This is a genomic window from Devosia sp. ZW T5_3, from assembly GCF_044987315.1.
Lineage (GTDB): Bacteria > Pseudomonadota > Alphaproteobacteria > Rhizobiales > Devosiaceae > Devosia.
This window is the reverse complement of the sequence record NZ_JBJDRE010000014.1, coordinates 136,409-163,135: the sequence shown is the minus strand read 5'-3', so window position 1 is coordinate 163,135 and position 26,727 is coordinate 136,409. Positions and strand designations below refer to the sequence as shown.

25 protein-coding genes are annotated in these 26,727 nt (G+C 63.1%); 9 read left to right on the top strand and 16 right to left on the bottom strand.

Going from position 1 to position 26,727, the window contains the following annotated elements; all coding sequences use genetic code 11:
• Positions 1-492 precede the first annotated feature (492 nt).
• The 6 genes from ACI3KW_RS17660 to ACI3KW_RS17635 all read right to left on the bottom strand — a co-directional run bounded on the left by ACI3KW_RS17660 (position 493) and on the right by ACI3KW_RS17635 (position 6,288).
• Positions 493-1,092 (bottom strand): hypothetical protein, encoded by a 600-nt coding sequence (locus ACI3KW_RS17660; RefSeq protein ID WP_404849184.1) that lies wholly within the window; start codon positions 1,090-1,092, stop codon positions 493-495.
• A gap of 243 nt (positions 1,093-1,335) precedes the next feature.
• Entirely contained in the window at positions 1,336-1,650 is a 315-nt protein-coding gene (gene sugE, locus ACI3KW_RS17655) for a quaternary ammonium compound efflux SMR transporter SugE (RefSeq protein WP_113124035.1), read from the bottom strand.
• A gap of 223 nt (positions 1,651-1,873) precedes the next feature.
• Positions 1,874-2,713: an SDR family NAD(P)-dependent oxidoreductase gene (locus ACI3KW_RS17650; RefSeq protein WP_404849183.1), complete on the bottom strand. Its 840-nt coding sequence runs from the start codon at positions 2,711-2,713 to the stop codon at positions 1,874-1,876.
• A 226-nt stretch (positions 2,714-2,939) separates the two neighbouring features.
• On the bottom strand, positions 2,940-4,841 hold the full coding sequence (locus tag ACI3KW_RS17645; protein ID WP_404849182.1) for a DEAD/DEAH box helicase: 1,902 nt from the start codon (positions 4,839-4,841) through the stop codon (positions 2,940-2,942).
• A gap of 385 nt (positions 4,842-5,226) precedes the next feature.
• Entirely contained in the window at positions 5,227-5,649 is a 423-nt protein-coding gene (gene ndk, locus ACI3KW_RS17640; protein WP_404849181.1) for a nucleoside-diphosphate kinase, read from the bottom strand.
• A gap of 234 nt (positions 5,650-5,883) precedes the next feature.
• On the bottom strand, positions 5,884-6,288 hold the full coding sequence (locus ACI3KW_RS17635; protein ID WP_404849180.1) for a hypothetical protein: 405 nt from the start codon (positions 6,286-6,288) through the stop codon (positions 5,884-5,886).
• Between the two features lie 189 nt (positions 6,289-6,477).
• Here ACI3KW_RS17635 and ACI3KW_RS17630 point away from each other — a divergent pair, with 189 nt between their 5' ends.
• The 3 genes from ACI3KW_RS17630 to ACI3KW_RS17620 all read left to right on the top strand — a co-directional run bounded on the left by ACI3KW_RS17630 (position 6,478) and on the right by ACI3KW_RS17620 (position 9,732).
• Positions 6,478-8,349 carry an ABC-F family ATP-binding cassette domain-containing protein gene (locus tag ACI3KW_RS17630; RefSeq protein ID WP_404849179.1) on the top strand — a complete coding sequence of 624 codons (1,872 nt, stop codon included), beginning with the start codon at positions 6,478-6,480 and terminating at the stop codon, positions 8,347-8,349.
• Positions 8,346-8,777 carry a cupin domain-containing protein gene (locus tag ACI3KW_RS17625; protein WP_404849178.1) on the top strand — a complete coding sequence of 144 codons (432 nt, stop codon included), beginning with the start codon at positions 8,346-8,348 and terminating at the stop codon, positions 8,775-8,777. Before ACI3KW_RS17630 ends, ACI3KW_RS17625 begins: the two co-directional genes overlap by 4 nt.
• A 100-nt stretch (positions 8,778-8,877) precedes the next feature.
• Positions 8,878-9,732 (top strand): DUF4344 domain-containing metallopeptidase, encoded by an 855-nt coding sequence (locus tag ACI3KW_RS17620; RefSeq protein WP_162740412.1) that lies wholly within the window; start codon positions 8,878-8,880, stop codon positions 9,730-9,732.
• Here ACI3KW_RS17620 and ACI3KW_RS17615 read toward each other — a convergent pair.
• The 3 genes from ACI3KW_RS17615 to ACI3KW_RS17605 all read right to left on the bottom strand — a co-directional run bounded on the left by ACI3KW_RS17615 (position 9,729) and on the right by ACI3KW_RS17605 (position 12,462).
• Positions 9,729-10,346, bottom strand: a complete 618-nt coding sequence (locus ACI3KW_RS17615) for a YitT family protein (RefSeq protein ID WP_404849177.1) — start codon at positions 10,344-10,346, stop codon at positions 9,729-9,731. The two genes, ACI3KW_RS17620 and ACI3KW_RS17615, sit on opposite strands and share 4 nt — an antisense overlap.
• Complete coding sequence (locus ACI3KW_RS17610) at positions 10,343-10,789, bottom strand: DNA polymerase III subunit chi (protein ID WP_404849176.1); 447 nt, start codon at positions 10,787-10,789, stop codon at positions 10,343-10,345. Before ACI3KW_RS17610 ends, ACI3KW_RS17615 begins: the two co-directional genes overlap by 4 nt.
• 191 nt (positions 10,790-10,980) lie before the next feature.
• Positions 10,981-12,462, bottom strand: coding sequence for a leucyl aminopeptidase (locus tag ACI3KW_RS17605; protein WP_404849175.1), 1,482 nt, complete (start codon positions 12,460-12,462; stop codon positions 10,981-10,983).
• Between the two features lie 209 nt (positions 12,463-12,671).
• Between ACI3KW_RS17605 and ACI3KW_RS17600 the strand changes: the two genes are divergently transcribed.
• The 6 genes from ACI3KW_RS17600 to rsmA all read left to right on the top strand — a co-directional run bounded on the left by ACI3KW_RS17600 (position 12,672) and on the right by rsmA (position 20,010).
• On the top strand, positions 12,672-13,742 hold the full coding sequence (locus ACI3KW_RS17600) for an LptF/LptG family permease (RefSeq protein ID WP_404849174.1): 1,071 nt from the start codon (positions 12,672-12,674) through the stop codon (positions 13,740-13,742).
• Positions 13,739-14,806: an LptF/LptG family permease gene (locus ACI3KW_RS17595; RefSeq protein ID WP_404849173.1), complete on the top strand. Its 1,068-nt coding sequence runs from the start codon at positions 13,739-13,741 to the stop codon at positions 14,804-14,806. The genes ACI3KW_RS17600 and ACI3KW_RS17595 overlap by 4 nt, the downstream gene beginning before the upstream one ends.
• Positions 14,803-17,109, top strand: a complete 2,307-nt coding sequence (locus ACI3KW_RS17590) for an LPS-assembly protein LptD (RefSeq protein ID WP_404849172.1) — start codon at positions 14,803-14,805, stop codon at positions 17,107-17,109. Before ACI3KW_RS17595 ends, ACI3KW_RS17590 begins: the two co-directional genes overlap by 4 nt.
• A 99-nt stretch (positions 17,110-17,208) precedes the next feature.
• Positions 17,209-18,117: a SurA N-terminal domain-containing protein gene (locus ACI3KW_RS17585; RefSeq protein ID WP_404849171.1), complete on the top strand. Its 909-nt coding sequence runs from the start codon at positions 17,209-17,211 to the stop codon at positions 18,115-18,117.
• A 43-nt stretch (positions 18,118-18,160) separates the two neighbouring features.
• Positions 18,161-19,162 (top strand): 4-hydroxythreonine-4-phosphate dehydrogenase PdxA, encoded by a 1,002-nt coding sequence (pdxA, locus tag ACI3KW_RS17580; RefSeq protein WP_404849170.1) that lies wholly within the window; start codon positions 18,161-18,163, stop codon positions 19,160-19,162.
• Entirely contained in the window at positions 19,159-20,010 is an 852-nt protein-coding gene (gene rsmA, locus ACI3KW_RS17575; protein WP_404849169.1) for a 16S rRNA (adenine(1518)-N(6)/adenine(1519)-N(6))-dimethyltransferase RsmA, read from the top strand. Before pdxA ends, rsmA begins: the two co-directional genes overlap by 4 nt.
• Before the next feature lie 11 nt (positions 20,011-20,021).
• Here rsmA and ACI3KW_RS17570 read toward each other — a convergent pair whose 3' ends face one another.
• The 7 genes from ACI3KW_RS17570 to fabG form a co-directional block, all read right to left on the bottom strand.
• On the bottom strand, positions 20,022-21,260 hold the full coding sequence (locus ACI3KW_RS17570; protein WP_404849168.1) for an MFS transporter: 1,239 nt from the start codon (positions 21,258-21,260) through the stop codon (positions 20,022-20,024).
• A gap of 129 nt (positions 21,261-21,389) precedes the next feature.
• Entirely contained in the window at positions 21,390-22,028 is a 639-nt protein-coding gene (gene gmk / locus ACI3KW_RS17565) for a guanylate kinase (RefSeq protein WP_262168519.1), read from the bottom strand.
• A 10-nt stretch (positions 22,029-22,038) separates the two neighbouring features.
• The gene (locus tag ACI3KW_RS17560; RefSeq protein ID WP_404849167.1) at positions 22,039-22,929 is read right to left on the bottom strand and encodes a YicC/YloC family endoribonuclease; all 891 of its coding nucleotides are present in this window, start codon (positions 22,927-22,929) and stop codon (positions 22,039-22,041) included.
• A complete protein-coding gene (gene mltG, locus ACI3KW_RS17555; protein ID WP_404849166.1) occupies positions 22,926-24,041 on the bottom strand; it encodes an endolytic transglycosylase MltG in 1,116 nt (371 codons plus the stop codon). Before mltG ends, ACI3KW_RS17560 begins: the two co-directional genes overlap by 4 nt.
• A gap of 175 nt (positions 24,042-24,216) precedes the next feature.
• Positions 24,217-25,479, bottom strand: a complete 1,263-nt coding sequence (gene fabF, locus ACI3KW_RS17550) for a beta-ketoacyl-ACP synthase II (RefSeq protein WP_113123184.1) — start codon at positions 25,477-25,479, stop codon at positions 24,217-24,219.
• Positions 25,480-25,518: 39 nt separating this feature from the next.
• Positions 25,519-25,755 (bottom strand): acyl carrier protein, encoded by a 237-nt coding sequence (locus tag ACI3KW_RS17545; protein WP_035100440.1) that lies wholly within the window; start codon positions 25,753-25,755, stop codon positions 25,519-25,521.
• A 215-nt stretch (positions 25,756-25,970) separates the two neighbouring features.
• Complete coding sequence (gene fabG, locus ACI3KW_RS17540; RefSeq protein WP_113123163.1) at positions 25,971-26,708, bottom strand: 3-oxoacyl-[acyl-carrier-protein] reductase; 738 nt, start codon at positions 26,706-26,708, stop codon at positions 25,971-25,973.
• Between the last annotated feature and the right edge of the window lie 19 nt (positions 26,709-26,727).

Below are 26,727 nucleotides of genomic sequence, written 5' to 3'. Positions count from 1 at the left end.
GTATGGGGCAGGTTTGGGGGTGGGGGATAAGAGGGATAAGTGAGCTCTTTGCTGTCCCCTCAGCACCCAATATCACCGCGTCTCCCTCGGGCTTGACCCGAGGGCCTTTCTCAATCCGGCGCAAGCGGCGAATGGCCCTCGGGTCGAGCCCGAGGGAGAGCGGTGGGGAGGAGGGATTGGGGCAGCCCGCGACCGCTCAAACACCACGGTGTCATTCCGGCGCAGGCCGGAATCCATGCTGAAGGCTATCCCGGCGCTGGATGGGTGTGGTTGGCCACGGACCTGGATTCCGGCCTGCGCCGGAATGACGCCGTGGGCGGGGAGGGATTTGAGCGGGGAACACACAAGGGCCGATAGATGGGGGCTCGCGTTACCCCCTCCTAGCCTCCCCCTGATAGGGGGCGGGACCGTTTTGTGGTTGGGACACGATCCAGCTTCAAGAGTGGAGAGATCCCTCCCCCTATCAGGGGGAGGTTAGGTGGGGGTATCTACCTACAGCGTTGCGAAGGCCTTGGTGGCGGTTTCGGCGTTGCGGCGGGCGCGGTTGGTGGCGTGTTTGGCCAGTTGGGCGGCGCCGGAGTGGAATTGGGAGAAGGTGACTTTGCGCGCGTCGTGGGTGGCGATGGTGATGCCGCGCCAATTGGGACGCACGCTGCTCACGTCGGACCAGGCCAGGCTGGTTTGCTTGCCGAAGGCGGTGTGGTGTTCGAGCAGCGTATTGTTCCAGCGGACGCGGGTGAACAGGCCGCCAATGCCGATGCCGATGGCCCCTGCCCCGAGCAGCGTGGCGGCGGTGAAGGCGGCCAGCATCTGGGTGGGTTCGACAATGGACGTGCTGCCGACGAAAATGACGGCGGACATGAGGACCACGGCCAGCGCGGCGGCGCCGTAGCAGGCGAAATATTCGACCATGGAAGGGCGCAGTTCGGTCCAGCCGTCAATGCTGACGGCTTCTTCGCCCTGCACGAGGCGCAGCGCCAGGAAGGCGGCATAGCCGAAGGCTACCACGCCGGCGGCGCGGGCAAGCGGCAGGCTGGCGGTGGCGGGAACATGTTTGAGAAGAAGAAGGACGAGGATCACGGCAAGTGGCATAGCCACTTCCTGCCAACGCAAGGGCACTATTGCTCTCCAAAACTGGGGGCCGGCGACGCGATCGGCGGATACGAAACCGAATCTAGCAAGGATCGCGGGTTTGGCTATTAACAATTTCGGGAAGCGGCAATGCCGTGGCGGCGCATCGGCCTTTTTGTCACAGATTGGTGGCGGGCCGGGTTCGCAGATTGAGTCAAGGCGCTGGCATTTTGAATCATGCCAGCGCCGTACAGGTTTGAAAAATCAGGACAAAATCTTGAGGCCGACAATGCCGGCGATGATCAGGCCGATGCTGGCGAGGCGCGCGGCAGTGGCGGGGTCGCCGAACAGATACATGCCCAGAATGGCCGTGCCGACGGTGCCGATACCGGTCCAGACGGCGTAGCCGGTGCCCACGGGCAGATCGCGCAAGGCGATGCCGAGCAGGATGACGCTGATGATCATGGCGCCGACGGTGAGGATGGTGGGCAGCGGGCGGGTGAACCCCTCGGTATATTTGAGGCCGATGGCCCAACCCATTTCAAAGATGCCGGCAATGGCGAGATAGACCCAAGCCATGGGATTTACTCCTAGCTGTGGCGGGTCGTCCCGGCCGGAAAATTGGAAAGCGCAAGGTCGTCCTCGCGTCGGGCCATAAATAGGACATTGGGGAGCAAAGGTGAAGGGGTGGGGGTGCTGAAGTCCCTTGCATCGAGTATTTGGCTGGCGCGGCACCCCCACCCTAGCCCTCCCCTCAAGGGGGAGGGACGGCATCGTGGCTCCCTAGGCCTGAACGACAATCTTAAGCCGTGGTGCCGGTCAGTTGCTCGCTTAGCGTCCAGAGCTGTTCCTGGGCCGCTTCGTCATAGGCGGCGGGGATGGCCCGGCTGGGCTTGTAATGCTTGAAATAGACGCCGGAGGTTTGCTCCAGGGCCGGATCGGTGGCGAGGCGGACGAGTTTTTGGCCGGCTTTTTCGGGCGAGGCCATGAGCGGGGCCAGCAGGGTATGGGCGAGGAAGCGGGCGGCGCCCCTTGTGCTGCGGTAGATGTCGGTCCGGACCAGGCCCGGGGCGAGGCAATTGACGGTGATGCCGATGCCTTGCAGGCGCCGGGCCAGGGCGAAGGTGAATTGCACATTGGCGAGCTTGGTCTGGCCATAGACGCGGTAGCCGTCATAAGCGCGGTCGCGATTGTAGTCAGCAAAATCGAAGGGGAATTGCAGGCTGGAGGCGGTGAGCACGATGCGGGCGGCGCCATGGGCCTTGAGGGCGTCGTGGAGGAGATGGGTGAGCAGGAAGGGGGCGAGGTGATTGATGGCGAGCGTCATTTCCACGCCATCGGGCGACAGCGTGCGCTCGCTGAAATGGGCACCGGCATTGGCTATGAAGCCGGCGAGGCGCTTGTGGCGCCCGGTGATGCGGGCGGCGGCGGCGCGGATATCGGCTTGCGAGGAAAGGTCGGCGTGTTCGATCTCGACGGCGCGATTGCCGGAGCGCTGCACGATTTCGGCGTGGGCGTCCCGGCCCTTTTGGCCGTCGCGGAGCAGCAGGACGAGCGGGTGGCCCTGTTCGGCCAGTTGGAGTGCGGCGGCCTTGCCCATGCCTGAGGAGGCGCCGGTGATGATAATGGGGGAAGTCGGCAAGGTGGGTTCCGAAGTGCGCTGGGTGGCCGTGTACTAGGGAGACAAAAGGGCTGGGCGATGGCGGGAACGGAGTTGTGAACTACACCGGGCCTTTGTGGCTCCCGTCACCCCACCCTTGATCCCTCCCCATCGAGGGGAGGGAAGCGATGGAGCCGAGGGATTGGGGTACCCCCTCCTAGCCTGATAGGGGGAGGGATCTTTCTGTGTTTGCGGAGCGATCGCGGCCTTAGATTTGTGGCTTGCGCTTGGCTTTGTGGTCTTTGCCGGCGGGCTTGTCCTTGCCGGCCCATTTTGGCTTGCCCTTGTCCTTGGTGGGCGCCTTGGGGGCGCGGGGCTTGTCGAAGTCCTTGCGAGGGGGACGCGGGGCTCGGGCGGGCGGGGGCTGGAAGTCTTCGGCGCCGAGGGTGGACGAGCCGTAGCGCTGCTTGCGGTCAGTGCGTTCGGGACGGGCGGCCATGGGGTCGTAGCGTTCGACGGGGCCTGGCGGGCGCTTGCCGGATGGGCGGGGCGTGGCCTGACGTTCGCCCGGGGCTTCGATCGCCGAGATGGTGACGCCGCGTTCGCCCGAGCCATTGCGCGCGATGGCGGCGGCGAAGGCATCGGCCTTGCCGGCGGCAACTTCGAAATGGGATTCGGTATCGAAAATGCGGATCGAGCCGATGGCCGTCTTGGTGACATTGCCGGCCTTGCACAGCATAGGCAGGACCCAGCGGGGCTCGGCCTTGTGCTTGCGGCCGACGGTGACCTTGAACCAGGTGCCGCCCTCGAATTTTTCGCGGGTGCGCGGGTCCTTGTCGCCCGGCCGGTCCGGCATGGCGTTTTCGGTGACATCTTCGGGGGCTGGGCGGGCGGCGAATTGCTGGCGCAGATAGGCGGCGGCGATGGCCTCGGGGCTGTAGCGGGCGAGCAGCTGGCCGACAAAATCGGCTTCTTCCTCGGCGACCGGCAGGCTGAGGGAGGCGTTGGAGAGGATGCCTTCGCGGTAGCGGGCGTCGATCTCGCTCGCGGTGGGCGGGCCCATCATGGTGACGTCGAGCTTGGCGCCCTTGAGGATGCGCTGGGCGACGTTGCGGCGATGCATCGGGGCGATGATGACGCAGGTGCCCTTGCGGCCGGCGCGGCCGGTGCGGCCCGAACGGTGCAGGAGCGTGTCGGGATTGGTCGGCAGATCGGCGTGGATCACCAGATCGAGATTGGGCAGATCGATGCCGCGGGCGGCAACGTCGGTGGCGACGCAGATATGGGCGCGACCGTCGCGCATGGCCTGCAGCGCATTGGTGCGCTCGGACTGGGAGAGTTCACCGGACAGAGTCACGACATCGAAGCCGCGATTGTGCAGGCGGGCCGAGAGATGTTTGACGCCCTCGCGGGTGGAGGCGAAGACGATGGTGTTGACCGATTCAAAGTAGAGCAGCGTATTGATGATGGCGTTTTCGCGCTCGGCGGCGGGGACCAGCATCAGCTTGTAGTCGATGTCGGCGTGCTGCTCGGTGGCGCTGGTGGCGGCGACGCGCAGGGCATCGCGCTGGAAGGTCTTGGCGAGCTGGGCGATCGGCTTGGGCACGGTCGCGGAGAAGAGCAGCGTGCGGCGATCTTCGGGGGCGGCGTCGAGGATGAATTCGAGGTCTTCGCGGAAGCCGAGGTCGAGCATTTCGTCGGCTTCATCGAGCACCACGGCGCGGAGCGCGGACATGTCGAGGGCCCCACGGGTGATGTGGTCACGCAGGCGGCCGGGGGTGCCGACGACGATGTGAGCGCCGCGTTCGAGGGCGCGGCGCTCGGTGCGGGCATCCATGCCGCCAACGCAGGAGGCGGTGCGGGCGCCGGCTTCGGCATAGAGCCAATCGAGTTCGCGCTGCACCTGGAGGGCGAGTTCGCGTGTGGGGGCGATGACCAGCGCCAGGGGGGCGCCGACTTCGGTGAAGCGCTCGGCATCACCCAGCAGGGTTGGGGCAATGGCCATGCCGAAGGCGACGGTCTTGCCGGAGCCGGTCTGCGCGGAAACGAGCAGATCGCGGCCGGCGGTTTCATCTTCGATAATGGCGGCTTGCACGGGCGTCAGCGTCTCGTACCCCTTGGCGGCAAGGGCACGGGCGAGCGGAGCAAGAATGGTTTCAGGCAGGGACAAATCAGTTCTTTCGTGGGACGTCGATCAAGCAACGACGTCATTCCCGCGTAAGCGGGAAACCCACTTCTTGCGGACGGATTGGTGAGGAAAATTCCCGCTTGCGCGGGAATGACGCCGGAGCGGTTGCGTGCAGTATAGCACAAACAAAGCAAAAGGCCGCCCCGCGGGCGGCCTACCAATGAATTGGCAGTCGAAAAAATCGGCTGAACGCCGATTTTCTACCCCTCTCCCTCAAGGGGAGAGGGGAAATACGGTTGTTGTGGAAAATTCGTGCCATTCGAGCATAGCTCTCATGGCCTTCTTACCTCAAATCGCTCCACCGGAGCGATTTGCCCTGCGGGACGGCTCGAAGTCCCTCAAGGGGAGAGGGGTAGGAGGTCGGGCATTAGCCGACCAGTTCGTCGTCGTTGAAGAAGAACTTGATTTCTTCGGCAGCGGTCTCGGGAGCGTCCGAGCCGTGCACGGAGTTTTCGCCGATCGAGAGGGCGAATTCCTTGCGGATGGTGCCCTCAGCGGCATTTGCCGGGTTGGTCGCGCCCATGACGTCGCGGTTCTTGAGGATGGCGCCTTCGCCTTCCAGAACCTGCACGACGACAGGGGAAGCAATCATCTGCTCGACCAGCTCGCCGAAGAAGGGACGATCCTTGTGGACCGCGTAGAAGCCTTCGGCCTGGGCGCGGGTCATATGGATCTTCTTGAGCGCGATCGGACGCAGGCCGGCGTCTTCGAACTTGGTCAGTATCTTGCCGATGAGGTTACGACGGACGGCATCGGGTTTGATGATGGAGAAAGTGCGTTCGATCGCCATTGAACTGGTCCTTATTGCGATAAAGGCTGAGAAAGGTGCTGCCTTCTATCGGGAGACTGCGACGGAGACAAGACTAGGACCTATCGACATTCACTGATGCTGGCCTGCAAATGGCAGTTTTCTGCGCTTCCGGTGCTCACGTACCGAAGTACGCTCCGCTCCGGTTCTCGAAAACCGCCCTTTTCGGCTCAGCCTGAGATGAATGTCGATAGGTCCTACGGTGACGTGCAGCAGCTAATCAGCCGCAATCTCGATCGTGCCGCTGTGCTGAGGTTGCCCGCTTGGTGCCTGAATGGTCACGTCGAGTGCGGTGACGTCGGCACCGGCGGCGATGGTGACATCAACCGGGATCTGCACGATCTGCATGGTGCACATTTCGGATGTGTCATGGGTGGGGATGGTGACGGCCAGCGTGCCGCCGGAAACTTCGTCCAGAACCGGCTCGTCGACGGCCTGGCAGGCGCCGCCCTCGAAGGTCAGTTTGAGCTGGACCTGATCGGCATCGAGGCGGGTGGCGGAGGAGTCGATAAAGGCCGGGCCTTCATTGGGCGATGGCTCGGGCATTGGTGCGAAGGGCGCGTCGGCAAAGGCGGCACTGGTGCTGAGGGCCAGGATGGTGGCGAGGGCGAATTGGCGCATGTGGTCCTCCATTTTTGAGGAGGCTAGATGGCGAGTTCGGCGACTGCGTGTCAACTATACCGCAATGGCGGTTGCCATAAGAGGCTCTTAACTTTATCCAGCAGCCAACACCTTTTCGCAGGGGCGTTGCCGCATTGGCGCCGCATGTGCCGCACAGACCCCTGCCCTCCTCACTAGATTGCCGTTGTCATGCTCACGATCAATAATCTCACCTACCGCATTCAGGGCCGCGAATTGTTCGAGGATGCCTCGGTGGTGCTGCCCACCGGCTCCAAGACCGGGTTTGTCGGCAAGAACGGCACGGGCAAGACCACATTGTTCCACTTGCTGCAGGGCCATATCTCGGCCGATGCGGGCAATATCGAATTGAACAAGAAGGCGCGCATTGGCGCGGTGGCGCAGGAAGCGCCAGCCGGCAATGAAAGCGTGCTGGACGTGGTGATGGCGGCCGACAAGGAGCGCACCGCGCTGATGGCGGAAGCAGAGACAGCGACGGACCCGGACCGGATCAGCGAGATCTACACCCGGCTGGCCGATATCGACGCCTATTCGGCGGAGGGGCGGGCATCATCGATTTTGAAGGGCCTGGGCTTTGAGCAGGACCGCCAGAATGCGCCGACGCATGAGCTGTCGGGCGGCTGGCGCATGCGCGTGGCGCTAGCCGGCGTGCTGTTTTCCCAGCCTGACCTGCTGCTGCTGGACGAGCCAACCAACTATCTGGATCTCGAAGGCACGTTGTGGCTGGAAAAATATCTGGCCACCTATCCCTATACCGTCTTCATGATCAGCCATGATCGAGACCTGCTCAACAAGTCGGTCAATTCGATCATCCATCTCGAACACAAGAAACTGACCTTTTACAAAGGCAATTACGACACGTTCGAAACCACGCGCCGCATGCAGATGGAACTGAACAACAAGGGCCGCGAAAAAGCGCTCGACCAGGTGGCGCATCTGCAGAAATTCGTCGACCGCTTCAAGGCCAAGGCCTCCAAGGCCAAGCAGGCGCAGTCGCGCATGAAGATGATCGAGAAGCTGCGGCCGCCCGCGGCGATGTTCGACGAATATGCGGCGCCGTTCACCTTCCAGCAGCCCAAGGCCGAGCAGGCAACGCCCATGCTTACGCTAGATGGCGTATCGACAGGCTATGGCGACAAGACCATTCTGCGCAATGTGAACATGCGGATCGACCCAGAGGATCGGATTGCCTTGATCGGGGTGAATGGTAACGGCAAGTCTACTTTTGCAAAGCTCCTTGCCGGCGACATCAAGCCGACGGGCGGCACGCTTGCGAAGGGCAAGAAGCTGGAAATCGCGCATTTTGCGCAGCACCAGATGGACAAGCTCAAGCCCGACTGGACGCCATTCGAGCATGTCGTGGAGCTGATGCCCACCGAAAGCGAAGCCAGGCGCCGTTCGCGCCTGAGCCAGATGGGCCTGACCAAATCGCGCATGGACACGCTGGCCAAGAACCTTTCGGGCGGCGAGCGCGCACGGCTATTGATGGGCCTGATCACCTTTGGCGGCCCGGGGATGATGATCCTCGACGAGCCGACCAACCACCTTGATATCGATAGCCGCGATGCCCTGGTGCATGCGCTGAACGATTATGAAGGCGCCGTGCTGATCATCAGCCACGACCGCCACCTGATCGAAGCGACCTGCGATACGCTGTGGATCGCCGAAGGCGGCACTATTCGCGAGCTGGATGAGGATCTGGACAGCTACCAGCGCTCGATCACCTCCAACAAGGAGAGCAAGGGCGGCGGCGGTGGCAAGGGCGGCGGCAACAAGCTGTCCAAGCAGGAGGCCGCGGCCAAGCGGGCCGAAATCGCCCCGATCAAGGCGAGCATTAAGGATGTGGAAACCAAGATTGCCCGTTTGAAGGTGGAAATCGACAAAATCGGCGCCCAGCTGGACGATCCCAAAATCTACAATGGCGCTCCCGAACGCCTGATCGCTTTGGGCAAGGACAAGGCGCGTCTAAGCGCCGATCTCGAGGCTGCGGAAGAAAAATGGCTGGCGCTGAGCGCCGAACTTGAGAGTGTCGAGCGCGCATGAGGAAACTGGCCGCCAAGGACGTGATTTTCACGCTCGGGATGGAACGCCATCCCGAAGGCGGCTGGTATGCGCGGACATTCGAGGACAATGCCAGCACCGACGGACGGCCCAAATCCACGGCGATCTATTATCTACTCGAGGCGGGCGACCAATCGCATTGGCATCGCGTGGACGCGGTCGAAGTGTGGCATTTCTATGCCGGCGCGCCGCTGCGCCTGCGCATTTCCGATGGCCGGACGGTGGACGAACAGGTGCTGGGCGCTGATCTCGATAGTGGCCAGCGGCCGCAAATCGTGGTGCCGCGTGAAGCCTGGCAGGCCGCGGAAAGCACGGGAGACTGGACGCTGGTGGGCTGCACCGTGGCGCCGGGGTTCCAATTCTCCGGATTTGAGCTGGCTGACAAGACCTGGGCGCCGGGCAGCGATTAAGAAAGTTTCAAACGCTCTTTAAGCCCGTTTGTCAGCGTGAGTTGACAGCGCAGCGTCCTTGCAATCTGCTGGCCACAACGAAGAATCCGAAGAGTTGGTCATGCGCACATTCTATCGTGGCATCGTTCTTTTGATCGGTTTGTGCGCGATGGCCCTGCAAGGGACGGCGGCAGCGGAGCTGAGCAAGAAAGAACGGGCCGAAATCCGGCGCTTCGCGGCCAATAACAGTCTTTTCGTGCTGTATCATGAAATCGCGCATCTGCTGGTCGACCAGCTCAACCTGCCGGTGCTGGGGCGGGAAGAGGATGCGGCCGACAATATGGCCACCTGGACCTTGCTGAGCAAGCGGACCCGCGAGGCCGACCAGGCGCTGGCCGACGCGGCCAAGGGCTGGGTGCTGTCGGGCGTGGCTTATGACAGTGGCGGGGTGGAGAGCGATTATGCCGCGGCCCACACGCTGGACAAGCAGCGCGCCTATCAGATCGTGTGCCTGATGGTGGGCAGCGACGACAAGGCATTCCAGCCGATCGCCAATGATTACGCGCTGGATCGCGACCGGCGCGACACCTGCTATTTCGACTATGAACTGGTCAAGCGCAGTTTTGAGGGCCTGCTGGGCACGCGGGCCAACAAGAATGGCACGGGCACCAAGGTGACGGTGACCTATCATGATGCGGGTGGGCGGCTGAAGGATGCGGCGGCCGCGTTCAAATCGAGCGGGGTGTTCGACCAGGTCGCCGATGAATTGCGCAATCGCTACAATCTGCGCGAGAATGTGCAGTTCAATGCCAAGCGCTGCGGGGAGGCCAATGCCTTCTATGACCCCGAAACCGTCGAGATCATCTTCTGCTACGAGCTGATGCAGGACTATATGGACCTCTATCAGGAGGACATTACCCAGAAGGCGGATGTGCCGCCGCAGAGCCGGCAGAAGGACAAGGATAAGCCTTCCTAGCTGAAGCCGACATAGCGGCCGGGTTTGTGATTGAGCGCGACAATCAGGTTGAGCACCAGCGCGCCGAGGACCGAATAGAGCACCCGGTCGAACGGCAGCACGAAAAACGCGATCAGCAGGATCACCGTATCGACGCCGAGCTGGAAATAGCCGGCGCGGATGCCGAAATTTTCCTGCAGGAACAGGGCGAGGATGTTGATGCCGCCCACGCTGGCCTTGTGGCGGAACAGCGAGAGAATACCCAGCCCGATCAGCCCGCCCCCGACCAAAGCCGCAAACAGCGGATGGATGCTGGAAATATCGAGCCAATCGGGGAAGTGGACGGAAAACCACGAGACCAGGGCAACGCTGACAAAAGTCTTGATGGCGAAAGGCCAGCCCATGCGGAGCACGGCCAGCACGTAGAATGGCAGGTTGATGGCAAAGAACAGCCAGCCGAAGGGGATGCCGGTGGCGTATTGCAGCAGCAGGGCAATGCCGGCCGTGCTGCCGGTGATCAGGGTGACTTGCGCGTAAAACACGATGCCGAGCGAGACCAGCGTGGTGCCGATCAGAATGGCGAAAATGTCTTCGTGGAGTTGGTGGCGACTGGGGGTGGAAAGATCGGGCGTCATGCCTTCTTGACCCAGCGGCCGCTGGCTTCCTGCTGCCAATAGGTCACACTGTTGCCATCGCGCAGGGCCTTCCAGGCGAGGCGGGCTTCGGCCACGGCATCGGGATCATGGCCGGAGAACATATAGACGATGCGCTCATAGCCTTCAGCCGATTGCGGCACCGCGCGATCAACGAAGAAGCGGCAGGCGGCGCCGTTGGGATTGTCGAGGCCGGTGGTGATGAGGATGGGCTGGAGGCTGTCGGTTTCCTCCCCCGCCAGGCCATGGGCGAGGAAACTATCCTCGCGATAGGTCCACAGATGTGCATCAAGCGCCTCGGCGCGCTCGGTGGAGCCGACTTCCACTACGGCACGCCAGCCGCGTTCCAGGGTTTTTTCCAGCAGCAGCGGGATGACCGCTTCGAGCGGGCGGGCTTCCAGGTGGTAGAACAGAACGTCGGGCACTCAATGCTCCATTGTCGGGCAGATAGGCCAGAGAGCCACGATCCGGTCCCCTCCCCCTTGAGGGGAGGGCTAGGGTGGGGGTTCTGCACTCCCCATCGGCATAGAGTTTGTTGTGGGTGCAGAACCCCCACCCTCAATCCCTCCCCTCAAGGGGGAGGGAGGCGGATCGAGGCTCTCCAGCTGTCTTCAACCTAGCCCTGGTAATAGTCCCTGACTAGCCGATCGAGCAGGGCGACGCCGAAACCGGCCGACCAGGAGGTGTTGATTTCCGTCGCGCTGGCGCCGAAGGCGGTGCCGGCGATGTCGAGATGCGCCCAGGGGACGTTGTTGACGAAGCGCTGCAGGAACTGGGCTGCCGTGATCGAGCCCGCCGGACGGCCGACCGAATTGCGGATGTCGGCGAATTTGGATTCGACCAGCTTGTCATAGGCGGGGCTGAGCGGCATGCGCCAGAGCTTTTCATTGGCGGTGAGGCCGGCATTGAGCAGCTGGATGGCCAATTCGTCATTGTTGGAGAAGAGGCCCGCATGTTCGTGGCCGAGCGCGACGATGATGGCGCCGGTGAGGGTCGCCAGGTTGATCATGAAGCGGGGCTTGAAGCGGTCCTGCGTGTACCAGAGCGCGTCGGCCAGCACGAGGCGGCCTTCGGCGTCGGTGTTGATCACCTCGATGGTGGTGCCGCTCATGGCCGTGACGATATCGCCGGGGCGGACAGCATTGCCCGAGGGCATGTTTTCGACGAGGCCGATAACGCCGACAGCGTTAACTGGCGCCTTGCGGCCGGCCAGCGCCCGCATGAGGCCGGTGACGGCGGCGGCGCCACCCATATCGCCCTTCATTTCCTCCATGGAGGCGGCCGGCTTGATGGAAATGCCGCCAGTGTCAAAGACCACGCCCTTGCCGACGAAAGCCAGCGGCGCAGCGCCCGTATCGCCGCCACGCCATTGCATGACGACGAGGCGGGCGGGACGATCCGAGCCCTTGGCGACGCAGAGCAGCGAGCCCATGCCGAGCTTTTCGAGCTGTTCGGGTTCGAGAATTTCGACATCGACGCCGAGGGCGGACAATTCGGCGGCCTTGGCGGCGAATTCGACCGGGCCCAGGACGTTCGCCGGCTCGTTGATCAGGTCGCGGGCGAGCAGCGTGCCCTCGACGACGGCGCCGCGATCGGCAATGGCGGCATCGGCGGCGGCGGGGTCGGCGACATGCAGCGTGATAGAGATGTCGACGGCCGGCTCGTCGGGCCGCGCAGTCTTGTATTTGTCGAACTTGTAGTGGCGCAGGCGCAGGCCAGCGGCCAGTTCGGCAATGGCGGCGGGGGTGGCGCCGGGTTCATCCACGATGACGGCGACCGACTCGGCGCGGGCGGCGGTGATCTTGGCGAAGAGCGAGCCGCCGCGGTCGGTCCAGGCATTGAGGGGGGCCTTGTCATCAGGCTTGCCCTTGCCCAGGACGATCAGGCGGCCCGCCCCCTGCCCTATAATGTCGAGCGCCTGGCCCTGCTTGCCCTTGAAGGCGGCGGAAGCGCTGACTGAATGCCAATCGAGCCCAGTGGCGGACCAGATGGCGGCGCCGGCGCCGGTGGGGGCTTCGCCTTCGGCGGCATAGATGATGGTCAGGGGTGCGGAAACGCCGGCAAAGGCTGCCGTTTGGATCGAAAATTTCTGGGACATTGGTCGGCCTTGCAAGACATGGCGGGCGCCATGCGAAGATGTTTTCCGAAGCATTGAGGGGAATGGAGGCCGCGTCAATCCCGCAACACAGGCGAGGCAAAGGCGCGCGGCTTCTGTCCCCAGCTTGTGCGAAAATTGGAAAGGCCGCAGTGTCGACACGGTCCTGAACAGGACATAAAAGCGGCGCTTGTGGACGCCATGGGTGCCGTATGAAGCGACTAACCGCCTATCTGTCACGCCTGTTCGTCATCGATGCGATGATCCTGTTCGGCGTGGTCTGCGTGCTGCTGTGGCTGGTCAATTGCCTGCGCTCGTTCGATGTGGTGTCGGTGAAGGGGCAAGGGCTGGTGACGCTGGCGCTGCAGGCGCTGCTGACCATGCCGCCGCTGGCGCTGACCTTCTTTTACGTCTGCATGGGAATCGGTTTGGCGCGGGCGCTGCTGGCGCTGCAGGCCAGCCGTGAATTGCACATCATCCACACCAGCTATGGCCTGCCCTCGCTGTGGCGGGCGACGGGCGTGGTGGCGATTGCCGGCGTTGTGGCGGTGCTGCTGATCTCGAATTTTCTGGCGCCCATGGCCAATAAGCGGCTCAACATTCTTTCGGCCAGCGTGGCTGCCGACCTGATCAGCACGACGCTCAAGCCCAAGCGCTTCACCCAGGTGACGCCGGGCGTGCTGCTGCTGATCGGCGGGCGGGCGGGCAATGGCGAAATCACCGAATTCTTTGCCGATGACCGGCGCGATCCGGAAATGCGCCACACCTATATGGCCGATACCGCGCGCGTTTCCACCGATGGCCAGGGTTATGTCATCGAGCTCTATAACGGGGCGCTGCAATATACTTCGAGCACCGGCCAATTCTCGGAAATTTCATTCAGCCGATACGACCTCAATGTCGAGCGGCTGTCGCAGACGACGGGCGTAGCCGACCCATTGCTCGAAACCGACAGCGTCTCGCTGGTGGGCGCGGCCCTGGCCAGCGGCGAATGGCCGCCGGAATTGGTCAAGGAGCTGTCCAAACGCATGTTCGAAGCGCTCAAGGTGGTCGGTATCTGCATGCTGGTGCTGGCGATCTGCGGCTTTCCCAGCGGGCGGCGAACGCGCTTTTCGCTACCGATGGAAGTGGTCGTGATGCTGCTGGCCTTTGTCGAGCTGGGCGTCAGCGCCTATAGCCCGCTGGGGTCCTCGACCGGCGCGCTGCTGATGATGGTGGTGGGCGGCACAATTCTGCTGATGCGGGCGCGACCGCGCCACCCCGGCGCCGTGGTGCCGGTATGACCCGGATCGACTGGCTGGTGCTGTCGCGGCTGGCGAGCCGCATCGGGGTGACCGTGTTCGTGTTCTACGGCATCATCACGCTGGTGGAATCGCTGGATACCGGACGCTTCAATTTCGTGGCCGAAAGCCGGGGCATGGCCATGGCCTTCCTGATGGTGGCCATGAGCGGGGTGCGTTGGACCATCAAGACGCTGCCGGTGACGGTGCTGATGGGCGCCATTGTGGGGTTTATCGACTTCAAGGCGCGGCATGAACTGACGGTGATCAAGAGCAGCGGGCTATCGATCTGGCGGATCGTGCGCGCGCCGACGATTGCGCTGATGCTGATCAGTTTCGTGATCGCGCTGGGGGCAGAAACGATCAGCACGCAGATCAATCGCGAGCTCAATCCAACGCCCCCGGGCGAAGCCTCGATGCTGACGCCGGGTGAAATCTGGCTCGAGCAGCGGTCCGGGGACACGCGCTATGTGATGCTGGCGACCGACATGCGGCCGGGCGGCTCGGTATTGGGCAATGTGACGGTGTTCAACCTCAGCAATGCCCCCGACCATCGAATCGAGGCCCCCGAGGCGCGGCTGGAAAACGGCTATTGGGTGCTGCCGACAGCCACAGTGCGCAATCCCGACACGCCGCCGCATGAGGTTTACAATTACACATTGCCCACCACCTCGACGCCGGCCGAGATCAATCTGCGGCTGGCATCCACCGAGGATATGACGTTTTTCGAGCTGGCGCGGCTGCTGCAAACCGGCGTGACGGATAGTGCAATCCGCAGCGCGGCATCTATGCGGCTGATCAAATTGCTCGCCCTGCCGCTGGTGTTAACAGGCTCGCTGTTCATTGCTTTTGCGTTTACCGCAGGTTATCGAAGGTCGTCTAATTTTGGTCCCGCGGTTCTCTACGGGATCGTGCTTGGGTTTGTAGTATTCGTGATTACCGAGATGGCCGACCGGGCCGGGTCGACCGGCGTTCTCGATCCCGCGTTTGCCGCAGTCGGACCAGCGTTCGTAGCCATCGTCATTGGCGTGACGGTGCTGCTGCATAAGGAAGACGGGCGTACGTGAGTAAGGGCTGGGGCGCATATATCCGATCGTCACTCCGCCAGGCGGCCGCCGGCGCGGTGCTTGGCATTGCCCTTAGCGGCGGCGCGATGGCGCAGGGCCTGCTTCCCGCCGATTTCTTCAATGCGCCAATCGATCCGAGTGCGCCCACCGGCGTCGAGGCCGACAATCTGGCGTTTGACGGCAATACCAATATCATCACGGCCAGCGGCAATGTGGTGGTGACCCGTGGCGGCTATACGCTGAGCGGACAGAACTTGGTGTATAACCGGCTGACCAGCGACGCGCATTTCGTGGGCGCAGTGACGATCCGCGACCCGTCCAACAATGTGACCGAAACCAACGACCTGCAACTGACCGGTGGGATGAAGCAGGCGCTGCTCAATGCGCTGACCATTACCAGCTATGACGGCGCGCGGATCACGGCGGACAGCGCCGATTACGTGGGGGCGCTGCAGACGGTGTTGAACAACGCCACCTATGCGCCCTGCGGGGAATGCGTGGACGGCAAGGGCCGGCGCATTGGCTGGTCGATGCATGCCAACCGCGTCACGCAGAATCGGGCGGATGGTTCGCTAGCACTAGAACAGCCAAGCCTTGCCATATTGGGTGTGCCGGTGGCCTGGCTGCCTTATCTTTGGCTGCCTGACACCAGTTCGGGGACGGTTGCGGGGCTCCGTACGCCTTCGTTCGACTATAGCGAAGAGATCGGCCTCAAGGTCGAAGTGCCGGTGGCGGTTTATTCCACGCGCTGGACCGAGGTGATCCTGACGCCGACGCTGCTGACCGGTCAGGGTTTCCTGCTGGGCGCGGAATGGATCCAGCGCTTCGACAATGGCTCGTTCAACATCAAGGCGTCGGGCCTGTACCAGTTCAATCCCGGCGCTTTCACCTTCTCTGAAGCGCAGGAGGAATGGCGGGGGGCATTGCAGAGCTCAGGCGAGTTCCGCCCGATCGCCGACTGGACGGTTGGCTGGTCCTATACCAAGTTCACCGACGCGGCCTATCTCGAAGACTACCGGATGACCACGGCCAAATCGTCGGTCAACGAGGTCTATGCCACCAATCTGACGCCCGACACCTATATCGACCTACGGATGCAGCAGTTTGACGTGCTGGGCGACGTGACCGAGGATAGCCAGCGGCAGCAGGCCAAGGCGCTGCCCAATGCCCGCTTCGAGCATTTCATCGAAATGGCTCCCGGCATGGGGCGGTTCGAAATCAGCGGGCGGCTGCTCGGTGTGCGGCGGGATGATGATGTCCCCACTCGCCTGATTGGGCCCAACTCTGTGCCCTACGACCTCGGTTATTCTGGCGACAAGACCCACGCTGTGTTCCAGGCCGGCTGGCAGAACCAGTGGATCGGTGCGGGCGGATTTGTGGCGACGCCCTATCTGGGTGGCCGGGCCGATGTCGCTTACTACGATGGCACCAGTGGGGCCGCGGGCGCTCCGGGCGAAACGACGCTGTGGAGCGCGACGCCGATTGCGGCGATGGATGTGCGGTTCCCGATGGCGGCCAGCGATGGCTCGACGGTGCATCTGATCGAGCCGATTGGCCAATTGGTCTATCGCGGATCGGACACTACTGCAGTTGGCGTTACCAATGACGATGCGCAGAGCTTCGTCTTCGATGACACAAATTTGTTCAGCTATAACCGCTTCAGCGGCAGCGACCGGCAGGAGACGGGCCTGCGCGCCAATATCGGCGGGCGCTACCAGGCCAATTTCGTGGATGGTTCCTATCTCGAACTGCTGGGCGGGCAATCGTTCCACCTGGCTGGCGCCAATGCCTTTGCGGCCCCGGACCAGGTGCAGACCGGCGTGGGCGGCGGGCTGGAAGACGAGACATCCTATGCCGTGCTGGGCGCCTATGGCGTCTTCTCGCCCGGCTTTAAGGTCGGCGCCAAAGTACAGGTAAACACTGACGATTGGCTGCTGGCGCGCACCGGGCTGGGCGTGACCTATTCCAATGCCGGCTATTCGGCGACGGTCGACTACAATTACATCGCGGCCAACGAGCCGGCTGGTGTGATCAAGGACCAGCAGGAAATCGGGCTGGAGCTGGGCGTGCCGCTGATGGATTATTGGCGCGTCACGGGCAATACCTATTGGGACATCACCAATAGCAGCTGGCTGCAAGTGGGCGCGGGCCTGACCTATGACGATGGCTATGTGGTGATCGGCGCGACCGCGACGCGCACCGGACCGACGCATACGAGCCCTGATGATACGCGCTTTACCGGCAGCTTCCGGCTGAAGACGCCGGCCGGGCTCGACCTGGGAGTCATGGGCGCCACACAGTAGCGTGTGTTGCGGATTTTGGCCGCAATCATCGGGCAATTGACAGCGTGCTTTTCCCGCCGCATTGAGAGCGGGCACGAATTCTTGGACAGGCGGAAGACGATGATGGCATTGCAACACTTTGGACGCGCAGCGGCCGCAGCGATGGTTGGCCTGGTCTTGACCGTGGCCATGGCCGCGCCAAGCCTGGCCGCGACTGTAGTGACCGTCAATGGCACGCCGATCACCGACACCCAGGTCGATCAGCGGCTGCGCCTGTTCAGCATGGAAGGCAACAAGACCGGCCGCAAGGGCGCGACCGATCAGCTCATCGACGAAGCCTTGCAGATGGAAGAGGCCAAGCGCCTCGGCATCAACGTTTCCAATGCGCAGATCGATGAAGGCCTGCAGCAGGTGTCGCGCAATATCAAGATCAGCCAGGACAAGCTGGTGCAGATGCTGCAGCAGAACGGCGTCGGCATCGACACACTGCGTGACCGGCTGCGCGCCGCCATCGCCTGGAATGCGGTGAGCGAGCAGGCGATCATGCCGCAGGTGCAGATTTCCGATCTCGAGCTGGACCAGAAAGCCGCAAGCCAGGTCGCCGCTTTCCAGACCTATGATTACATCCTCAAGGAAATCATCTTCGTGGCCCCCGGCGGCCAGGGCGCGGGCGGCCGTACGGCACAGGCCAACCGCTACCGTTCGAGCTTTGCCGGCTGCGACAGCGCGGTGCAGCTGTCGCTGACCTATACCGATGCCGCAGTGATCGATGTCGGCCGCCGCCATGCCACGCAGTTGCCCGAGGCGATTGCCAAGGAATTGGCTGGCCTCAATGTGGGCGGCATTACCAAGCCGCGCGTGGTCGATACCGGCGTGTCCATGCTCGCCGTTTGCCAGAAGACCCAGGCGGAAGACCTGACCTTCATCAAGGGCAACCTCGAAGCCGAAGCCGGCACCAGCGCCCTGCAGCAGCAGACGACCAATTACCTGGCCGACCTGCGCAGCCGCGCCAAGATCATCTACAACTAAGCCACTGCCCGGAAACGGGCAGCGGGCGACCGACGGGGGCATGATGAGCAAGCCGCTGGCCATCAGCATGGGCGAGCCGGCCGGCATTGGCCCGGACCTCATCCTGTCGCTCTATGCGCGCCGCGTGGAACTGAACCTGCCGGTGTTCTGCGTCTTCGGGCATGTGGAATTTCTCAAGGCGCGCGCGCAGCGGCTGGGACTGATCTTCGATATCGTAGCGACAAGTGCGGCAGAGGCGGGTGCGGTGTTTGCCGGCGCCCTGCCCGTGGTGCCGGTTGAGGGACTGGTGTCCGACCATCCCGGCAAGGCCAGTCCATTGGCCGCGCATGCGGTTATCCAGTCGATTGCGGATGCGGTGGAGGCCACTTTGGCTGGCACCTGCCGCGGGCTGGTAACGGCGCCGATCAACAAGGCCAGCCTTTATCATGCCGGGTTCAAGCATCCCGGGCATACCGAGTTTCTGGCCGAGCTGTGTGCGGGCGGTGGCGTGCCCAAGCTACCGGTGATGATGCTGGCGCATGGCGGTTTGCGGGCCGTGCCGGTGACGATCCATGTGCCGATCAAGGATGTTCCCCGCTTGCTGACCAAGGAATTGATTGTCGAGACGGGGCGGATCGTGGCGCATGATCTCAAGCAGCGCTTTGGCATTGCCAATCCGCGGATCGCCATTGCGGGGCTTAATCCGCATGCGGGCGAAGGCGGGGCGATTGGGCGCGAGGATCTCGAAATCGTCGGGCCGGCGGTGGCTGAGTTGCAGTTCGAGTTGATTGACGCCGTGGGGCCCCTGCCCGCCGATACCCTGTTTTACCCCGCCCATTGGGCCAATTATGATGCGGTTCTCGCCATGTATCACGACCAGGCGCTGATCCCGATCAAGACGGTTGCCTTCGAGGATGCGGTGAATGTGACGCTGGGCCTGCCCATCGTGCGGACGTCGCCAGACCATGGCACGGCGTTTGACCTGGCAGGAACTGGCAAGGGCTCGGACAAGAGCTTTCTGGCGGCGATCCGCATGGCTGACGCAATGACGGCGCAGGCGGCATGAGCCAGATCGACAATCTGCCGCCGCTGCGCGAAGTCATTGCCGAGCATGGGCTGCGTGCCAAGAAGGAACTGGGGCAGAATTTCCTGCTCGATCTCAATCTTACGGCGCGCATAGCCCGGGTTGGCGGTTCGCTGGAAGGCGTGCGCGTTATCGAGGTGGGTCCGGGCCCCGGTGGGTTGACGCGTGCCTTGCTGGCCGAGGGCGCCCGAGAAGTCATTGCCATCGAGCGGGACGCGCGCGCCCTGCCCGCACTGGCGCAGATTGCCGAGGCCTATCCGGGCCGGCTGACGGTGATTGGTGGCGACGCCATGGAGATGGATTATCGGCTGCTGGCCGATGGGCCGACGCGGATCATTGCTAACCTGCCGTATAATATCGCGACGCCGCTGCTGACCGGGTGGCTGACCAGCGAGCCCTGGCCGCCTTATTTCGAGAGCCTGACGCTGATGTTCCAGCGCGAGGTGGCCGAGCGGATTTGTGCGCGTCCCAGCGAAGACCCCTATGGTCGACTGGGTGTTTTGGCCGGTTGGCGCAGCGACGCCCGCATTGCGTTTAATGTCAGCCGCGAGGCGTTTACGCCGCAACCGAATGTCACCTCAGCCGTAGTCCATCTCAAGCCCAAGGCAGTGGACGGAACCGTTACCGTGCGCGACCTGGAAAACGTCACCAAAGCCGCGTTCGGTCAGCGCCGCAAGATGGTGCGCCAGAGCCTGAAGTCGCTGGGCGTACCCGTCGAAGGCTTGCTGGCAGCGGCTGGGCTAAAGGGCGACGAGCGCGCCGAGGACTTGGCGGTCGAGACGTTTCTCGCAATGGCACGGGCTCTGCCGGGGCTGCGGCCGCGCGGCTGACGGAATAGGCGTTACAACCCGGCGGGCGGCTCCGCGGGCTTTTCGGCTATCGGTAATGGCGGCAGGGCCATGAGGCGGATGGCGACCAGCATGGCGGCCACGATGGCGCCGCCGCTGACCAGCATGACGCCGGTCCAGCCCCAGGCGACCCAGGCATAGCCGCCCAGCGTGCCGAGCACGGACGAGCCCAGATAATAGGCGAAGAGATAGATGGCCGAGGCTTGCGCCCGGCCGACCACAGCGCGGCGGGCGACCCAGGCGCTTGCTATGCCATGGGCCGCGAAATAGCCGATGGTGGCGATGGCAAGCCCGGCAATGATGACGGGCGTGGACGGCACAATGGTGAGGAACACGCCGACGGCCATGGTGAGCACCATGGCCCAGAACACTTTGCGACGGCCCAGGCGTTGGGCCAGACCGCCGGCCCAGGCGGAGCTGAAACTGCCGAGCAGATAGACCACGAAAATGGCCGAGATGGCGGTGTGGCTCAGCGCGAATGGCGGCAGCGCGAGGCGGAAGCCGGCGTAGTTGTAGAGCGTGACGAAGGAGCCCATCAGCAGGAAGGCCGAGAGGAAGAGCCAGGGCAGGCCCTTGTCGCGAAATTGCAGCCCGATAAGCCGGGTAAGGTCCCGGACGGAAAGGCGGTTGCGGGCGGAATTGTGCGGCTTGGGGAGCAGGAGCACAACGACGAGGGCTGCGACCGCAATGGCGGCGCCCAGAATGGCCAGGGCGGGCCGCCAGCCCAGGGAATCGGCGAGGATGCCGGATACGAGCCGCCCGGCCATGCCGCCAATGGCGGTGCCGCCGATATAGAGGCCCATGGAAAAGCCCAGGGCGCCGGGATCCATCTCTTCGGCCAGATAGACCATGGCCACGGCGGGGAGCCCGGACAGCGTCAGGCCGATCAGGGTGCGGATGGCGATGAGGGCGGCCCAATTGGGCGCCAGCGGCAGGAGCAGGCCGAGACCGGCGGTGAGCAGGATGGCCCAGACCATGAGCGTGCGGCGGCCGAGACGGTCGGAGACCCAGCTGGCGAGCAGCAGGGCGATGGCGAGGGTTGCCGTGGTTACCGAGAGCGCGAGGGAACTGGCGCCGGCGTCGAGGCCGAATTGCTCGGCGAAGATGGGCAGCAGGGGCTGGACCGAATAGAGCGAGGCAAAGGTGGCGAAGGCCGCGAGGAAGAAGGCGATATTGGCGCGGATGAAGGCTGGGGTGCCGCGCTTGATGGTGGAGGGTAATCCGTTGCTCATGCTCGCCACCATCTATCTTTGCGGGAACCTCTGTTCACGTCCCTGCGCCGCTAAACGGAGGTTCCCGCTTTCGCGGGAATGACACCGTGGGTGGAGCAACGTTCATCTGCTCGCCGGCAGTTCATTCTCTCAAAGAGAATCGATCTGGCTCTGCAAGTCTTTGACGAAGCTGCTCAAATTGAGCTGGCGGTCGCGTTCCAAACGGGAGGAGACGAGAATGGAGCGCACGCGCTGGGTAGAGGCTTCTAGATCTTCGTTGACGATGACGTAGTCGTATTCGTGGAAGTGATCCATCTCGTCGCGGGCATTCTGGAGGCGCTTTTCGATGGTACCGACACTGTCCTGAGCGCGGCGCTCGAGGCGGGCGCGCAGCTCCTTGATGGAGGGCGGCAGGATGAAGACCGTCACCATGTCCTTGCGGCTGTTGCGGTAGAGCTGGAGGGTGCCCTGATAATCGATATCGAAGAGGATATCGTTGCCGGCGGCCAGTTGCTCTTCGACATGGGCGCGCGGGGTGCCATAGAAATTGCCGTGCACCTCGGCCGATTCCAGCAGTTCGCCATCGGCCTGCATGCGCTTGAAGGTGGGCACGTCGATGAAGTGATAATGCTTGCCATCGACCTCGTCGGTACGGCGCGCGCGCGTCGTGACCGAGACGGAGAGCTTGATGTTGGGATCGGCGCCGAACAGGGCGCGTGAAATGGACGATTTACCGGCGCCTGACGGCGACGCAATTACCAGCATGACGCCGCGGCGCTGAAATTCCATCGCCAAGTTCCTATTCGATGTTCTGCACTTGCTCGCGTAGTTGATCGATCGCCGCCTTGAGGTCAAGACCGATCGCGGTGAGCTCCACGGCATTGGCTTTGGCGCAGAGCGTATTGGCCTCGCGGTTGAATTCCTGAGCTAGGAAATCGAGGCGTCGCCCGGCTGGACCACCCGCAATGATCAATTGACGGGCGCTGGCGATATGGGCGGTGAGGCGGTCGAGTTCTTCGCGGATATCGGCCTTGGTGGCCAGAAGCAGGGCTTCCTGGGCGAGGCGATCGTCGGGAATGGCGATATCGGCGGTGAGGTCGGCAAGCTGCTGGCGCAGGCGGGTCAGGATGGCGTCGCGGCTGCGGGCGGGGTGGGCGTCGGCGCGGGCAACCAAAGCTTCGATTTCGTCGAGGCGTTCGAACAGCACGCTGGCGATATGGGTGCCTTCCTGGCGGCGGGCGAGGACGAGATCGGCCAGGGCCTGGGCGACGCTTTCGAGAATGGCCGCGGCGAGGGCTTCTTCAGCGGCGGGGCCCATGGGACGGTCGCGTTGTTCGAGGACGCCCTTGAGGCCCAGAATGCCATCGAGGCGAGGCCGGTCGGCATCGACCCGGCCAGAGAGATCGGCGAGCGCGGCAAGCACCGTGGCAAGGGCCTGCTGATTGACCAGCAGGTCGCCCCCTGCCCCGTCCCGTTCGACATTGAGGGTAAAGGTGACCGAGCCGCGCGACAGGGTTTTGCCGATGAGCTGGCGGATATCGCTTTCAAGCGCGTCGAAGCCGGGCGCCAGGCGCATGCGGATGTCGAGGCCGCGTCCGTTGACGGATTTGACTTCGCAGGTGAAGGCGGCGCCGGGCGCTGTGCCGGCGGCACGCGCATAGCCCGTCATGCTGGCGAGCGAATGGCTCACGGAGTTGCTGGTGCGCCGGCGGCTTCTTCAGCCTCCAGTGCCTGCCGGGCAGCCTCGGCATCGGCTTCGGCTTGTTCGGCAGCGGCGCGGGCAATCTCGCGATAGCGGGCGACGTTCTGCTGGTGCTCGGCATAGGTTTCGGCAAACACATGGCCTTCGGCGGGCGTGGCACCCTTGGCCACGAAGTAGAGATAATCGTGGCTATCGGGGTGGGCAACGGCCTTGAGCGCTTCGACACCGGGATTGGCGATCGGCGTCGGGGGCAGACCATCGATCTGATAGGTGTTGTACGGCGTCTGGGCCTCGATTTCGGAGCGGCGCAGGCCGCGGCCGAGATTGGATTGGCCCTTGGTGATGCCATAGATGATGGTCGGATCGGATTGCAGCCGCATGCTTTCGCGCAGGCGATTGACGAAGACGGCGGCAACTTGCGGCCGCTCGCTGGCGACGCCGGTTTCTTTTTCGACGATGGAGGCGAGAACCAGCATCTGCTCGGGCGATTCCAGCGGCAGATCATCCTGACGGCTGGCCCAGATGGCGGCCAATTCGGTGGTCATGGCCGTTTGCATCTTGTCGAGCACGGACTGGCGGGTATCGCCGGGCATATAGTCATAGCTGCCGGGCAGGATGGAGCCTTCGGCCGGCAGGGAGGTGACTTCGCCCACCAGATTGCTGTCGCCATTGAGGCGCTGAATGGCATCCCAGGAGGTCCAGCCTTCGGGAATGGTCACCGCATAGCGGATCGGGTTGCCCTCGGTGATTTCCTTGAGGATTTCGGCCATGCTGGCGCCAGCGGGAATGCGGAAATCGCCAGCCTTGATATTGGCCTGACGCTCCAGCGCCCGACCACCGGCCTGGAAGATGAAGCGGTTGGAAATGACGCCCTGTTCTTCGAGGCGCTGGGCGGTGGAGGCCAGGCCGCTGCCCGATTCGACGCGGAACGTGGTCTCTTCCTTGAGTGGGCCATCGCCGTAAAACTGGGAGGCGCCGTAGAGCAGAACGCCGCCGGCAATCAGCAGGCCGAGCACGAGCAGGGTCAGAAAGCCATTGAGGATATCAACGAAGCCGTTGCTGGAGCGGCGTTTCGGCCGCCTAGCCTTGCGTTCATTCATCGTGATGCATCACCCTGGAAGCCCGTTCGCACGCGAATGCGACGGGTCTTGTCATCGATTTGGCGCCAAACGCTGGGCCCGTTGTTGGCCGCATTGTTCGCATGCGGCCATGCAAAGGCAATAGCCCACGCCACGGTTGGCCCGCGATGTGAACGGCTTTTGTTGGCGGAGAAGGTCAGTGGACCTTGCGCATCACCAGGGTCGCGTTGGTGCCGCCGAACCCGAAGGAGTTGGACAGCGCCACGTTGATCTCTTTCTTGAAGGCCTTTTTGGGCACAAGATTGATCACCGTTTCGACCGAGGGATTGTCGAGATTGAGGGTGGGCGGCGCGATATTGTCGCGCATGGCCAGCAGCGAGAAGATGGCTTCGACCGAACCGGCAGCCCCCAGCAAATGGCCGACGGCCGACTTGGTGGAGCTCATGGCAACGGTAGAGGCGGCATCGCCCAGCACGCGGGTGACCGAGCCAAGCTCGATCTCGTCGCCAAGCGGCGTCGAGGTGCCGTGGGCATTGATATAGTCGATTTCAGCTGGCGTGATGCCGGCGCGCTTGATGGCGGCCTGCATGCAGCGGTAGCCGCCATCGCCGTCCTCGGAGGGGGCGGTGATGTGATAGGCGTCGCCCGAGAGGCCATAACCGATGATTTCGCCATAGATCTTGGCGCCGCGGGCCTTGGCCCGCTCGTAATCTTCGAGCACGACAATGCCGGCGCCTTCGCCCATAACGAAGCCGTCGCGATCCCGATCATAGGGGCGCGAGGCAGCGGTCGGATCGTCGTTGAAATTGGTGGAGAGCGCACGGCAGGCGGCAAAGCCGGCCATGGCAAGGCGATTGACGCAGCTTTCGGTGCCACCGGCAACCATCACGTCGGCATCGCCCAGCGCAATCAGCCGGGCCGCATCGCCAATGGCGTGGGCGCCAGTCGAGCAGGCGGTGACCACCGAATGGTTCGGCCCCTTGAGACCGAAGCGAATCGACACCTGGCCGGACGCCAGGTTGATCAGTCGGCCCGGAATGAAGAAGGGGCTGATGCGGCGCGGGCCCTTTTCGTGCAGCGTGATGGAGGCTTCATAGATGCCTCCGACCCCGCCGATGCCAGAGCCGATCAGGACGCCGGTGCGTTCCTGATCTTCCTGGGTCTTGGGTTCGACGCCCGCATCCTGGATGGCCTGGGTTGCAGCGGCCATGGCGTAGACGATGAAATCGTCGACCTTGCGCTGCTCCTTGGTGTCCATCCAATCGTCGGGATTGTACTTGCCGTCGGCATAGTCGCCGCGCGGCAAGCGGTGGGCAATCTGGCAAGCGATATCGTCGACCCGGAAGTCGTCGATGCGCTTGGCGCCGCTTTTGCCGGCCAAAATATTGGCCCAGGTGGCTTCAACTCCGCAACCGAGGGGCGTAACGAGGCCCAATCCGGTAACGACGACGCGGCGCAATTCCATACTCTACCTGCCTATCCCAGCTGGCCCTAAGGCTTAGCCGACGGCCTTGGTGAGGAAGGAAACAGCATCACCGAAAGTCTGGATCGACTCGGCGGCATCATCCGGAATCTCGACCGAGAATTCTTCTTCGAAAGCCATCACCAGCTCGACCTGATCGAGCGAATCGGCGCCCAGATCGTCGATGAAGCTGGCCTTTTCGACCACTTTCTCGGCATCCACATTGAGGTGTTCCACAACGATCTTGCGGACCCGATCAGCGACATCGCTCATATTTGACTTCCCTTTTAGAAATCGACGTTTCGTTTCGCTTCTTATTGGCGCAATGCCAAATCTTCAAGCATGGTTTTGGCCTGCACAGAGGCAATGTAAGCGGCCTTTCCGGCGCTCGCAAGACGGACCGGCAGAGGTTACCGCGGGGCGGGGTAGCACGTTTTTTCGAGGTTAGCCATAAGGCGCACCCCCCTAAAACCGGGCTTTTCCGCAGATCAGATCATCGCCATGCCACCATTTACGTTCAACGTGTGCCCCGTGACATAGGCCGCAGCGTCGCTCGCAAGGAAGACTGCACAACCCGCAATTTCCTGTGCAGTTCCCAAACGGCCGGCAGGAATTGTCCCCAGGATAGCGTCGCGCTGCTTGTCATTGAGCTCATCGGTCATGGCCGAAGCGATGAAACCGGGGGCGATGGAATTGACGGTGATACCGCGCGAGGCGACTTCGTGGGCCAGCGCCTTGTTCATGCCGATCAGGCCGGCCTTGGAGGCGGCGTAATTGCCCTGCCCCGGATTGCCCATGACGCCGACGACCGAGGAAATGCCGATGATGCGGCCATAGCGCTGCTTCATCATTCCGCGCAACACGGCACGGGTCAGGTGGAAAGCGGCGGTGAGATTGACCGCCAGCACCTCGTCCCATTCCTCATTCTTCATGCGCATGAAGAGATTGTCGCGCGTCATGCCGGCATTGTTGACCAGGATATCGATGCCGCCCATGGCCGCCTCGGCGGCGGGCACGAGCTTGTCGACGTCATGAAGCTCGGACAGATTGCAGGGCAGGATCGGGCTGTCCTTGCCGATTTCCTTGGCCACGTCCTCGAGGGCGCCAACGCGGGTGCCGCTGAGGGCGACGGTGGCGCCGGCCTCGGCCAGGGCCTTGGCGATCTCGCGGCCTATGCCGCCGCTGGCGCCGGTTACCAGGGCACGTTTGCCAGTCAAATCAAACATTTACGTCTCCTCCACGGAG

Bases quoted from the DNA above. Each gene is read 5' to 3' on its own strand.
- ndk (WP_404849181.1), bottom strand. From the start codon at position 5,649: ATGGCGATCGAACGCACTTTCTCCATCATCAAACCCGATGCCGTCCGT.
- ACI3KW_RS17595 (WP_404849173.1), top strand. From the start codon at position 13,739: ATGACCCGGATCGACTGGCTGGTGCTGTCGCGGCTGGCGAGCCGCATC.
- ACI3KW_RS17660 (WP_404849184.1), bottom strand. From the start codon at position 1,092: ATGCCACTTGCCGTGATCCTCGTCCTTCTTCTTCTCAAACATGTTCCC.
- pdxA (WP_404849170.1), top strand. From the start codon at position 18,161: ATGAGCAAGCCGCTGGCCATCAGCATGGGCGAGCCGGCCGGCATTGGC.
- ACI3KW_RS17570 (WP_404849168.1), bottom strand. From the start codon at position 21,260: ATGAGCAACGGATTACCCTCCACCATCAAGCGCGGCACCCCAGCCTTC.
- ACI3KW_RS17625 (WP_404849178.1), top strand. From the start codon at position 8,346: ATGAGGAAACTGGCCGCCAAGGACGTGATTTTCACGCTCGGGATGGAA.
- ACI3KW_RS17615 (WP_404849177.1), bottom strand. From the start codon at position 10,346: ATGACGCCCGATCTTTCCACCCCCAGTCGCCACCAACTCCACGAAGAC.
- rsmA (WP_404849169.1), top strand. From the start codon at position 19,159: ATGAGCCAGATCGACAATCTGCCGCCGCTGCGCGAAGTCATTGCCGAG.
- fabG (WP_113123163.1), bottom strand. From the start codon at position 26,708: ATGTTTGATTTGACTGGCAAACGTGCCCTGGTAACCGGCGCCAGCGGC.
- sugE (WP_113124035.1), bottom strand. From the start codon at position 1,650: ATGGCTTGGGTCTATCTCGCCATTGCCGGCATCTTTGAAATGGGTTGG.
- ACI3KW_RS17630 (WP_404849179.1), top strand. From the start codon at position 6,478: ATGCTCACGATCAATAATCTCACCTACCGCATTCAGGGCCGCGAATTG.
- ACI3KW_RS17620 (WP_162740412.1), top strand. From the start codon at position 8,878: ATGCGCACATTCTATCGTGGCATCGTTCTTTTGATCGGTTTGTGCGCG.
- ACI3KW_RS17605 (WP_404849175.1), bottom strand. From the start codon at position 12,462: ATGTCCCAGAAATTTTCGATCCAAACGGCAGCCTTTGCCGGCGTTTCC.
- mltG (WP_404849166.1), bottom strand. From the start codon at position 24,041: ATGAATGAACGCAAGGCTAGGCGGCCGAAACGCCGCTCCAGCAACGGC.
- ACI3KW_RS17635 (WP_404849180.1), bottom strand. From the start codon at position 6,288: ATGCGCCAATTCGCCCTCGCCACCATCCTGGCCCTCAGCACCAGTGCC.
- gmk (WP_262168519.1), bottom strand. From the start codon at position 22,028: ATGGAATTTCAGCGCCGCGGCGTCATGCTGGTAATTGCGTCGCCGTCA.
- ACI3KW_RS17545 (WP_035100440.1), bottom strand. From the start codon at position 25,755: ATGAGCGATGTCGCTGATCGGGTCCGCAAGATCGTTGTGGAACACCTC.
- ACI3KW_RS17600 (WP_404849174.1), top strand. From the start codon at position 12,672: ATGAAGCGACTAACCGCCTATCTGTCACGCCTGTTCGTCATCGATGCG.
- ACI3KW_RS17585 (WP_404849171.1), top strand. From the start codon at position 17,209: ATGATGGCATTGCAACACTTTGGACGCGCAGCGGCCGCAGCGATGGTT.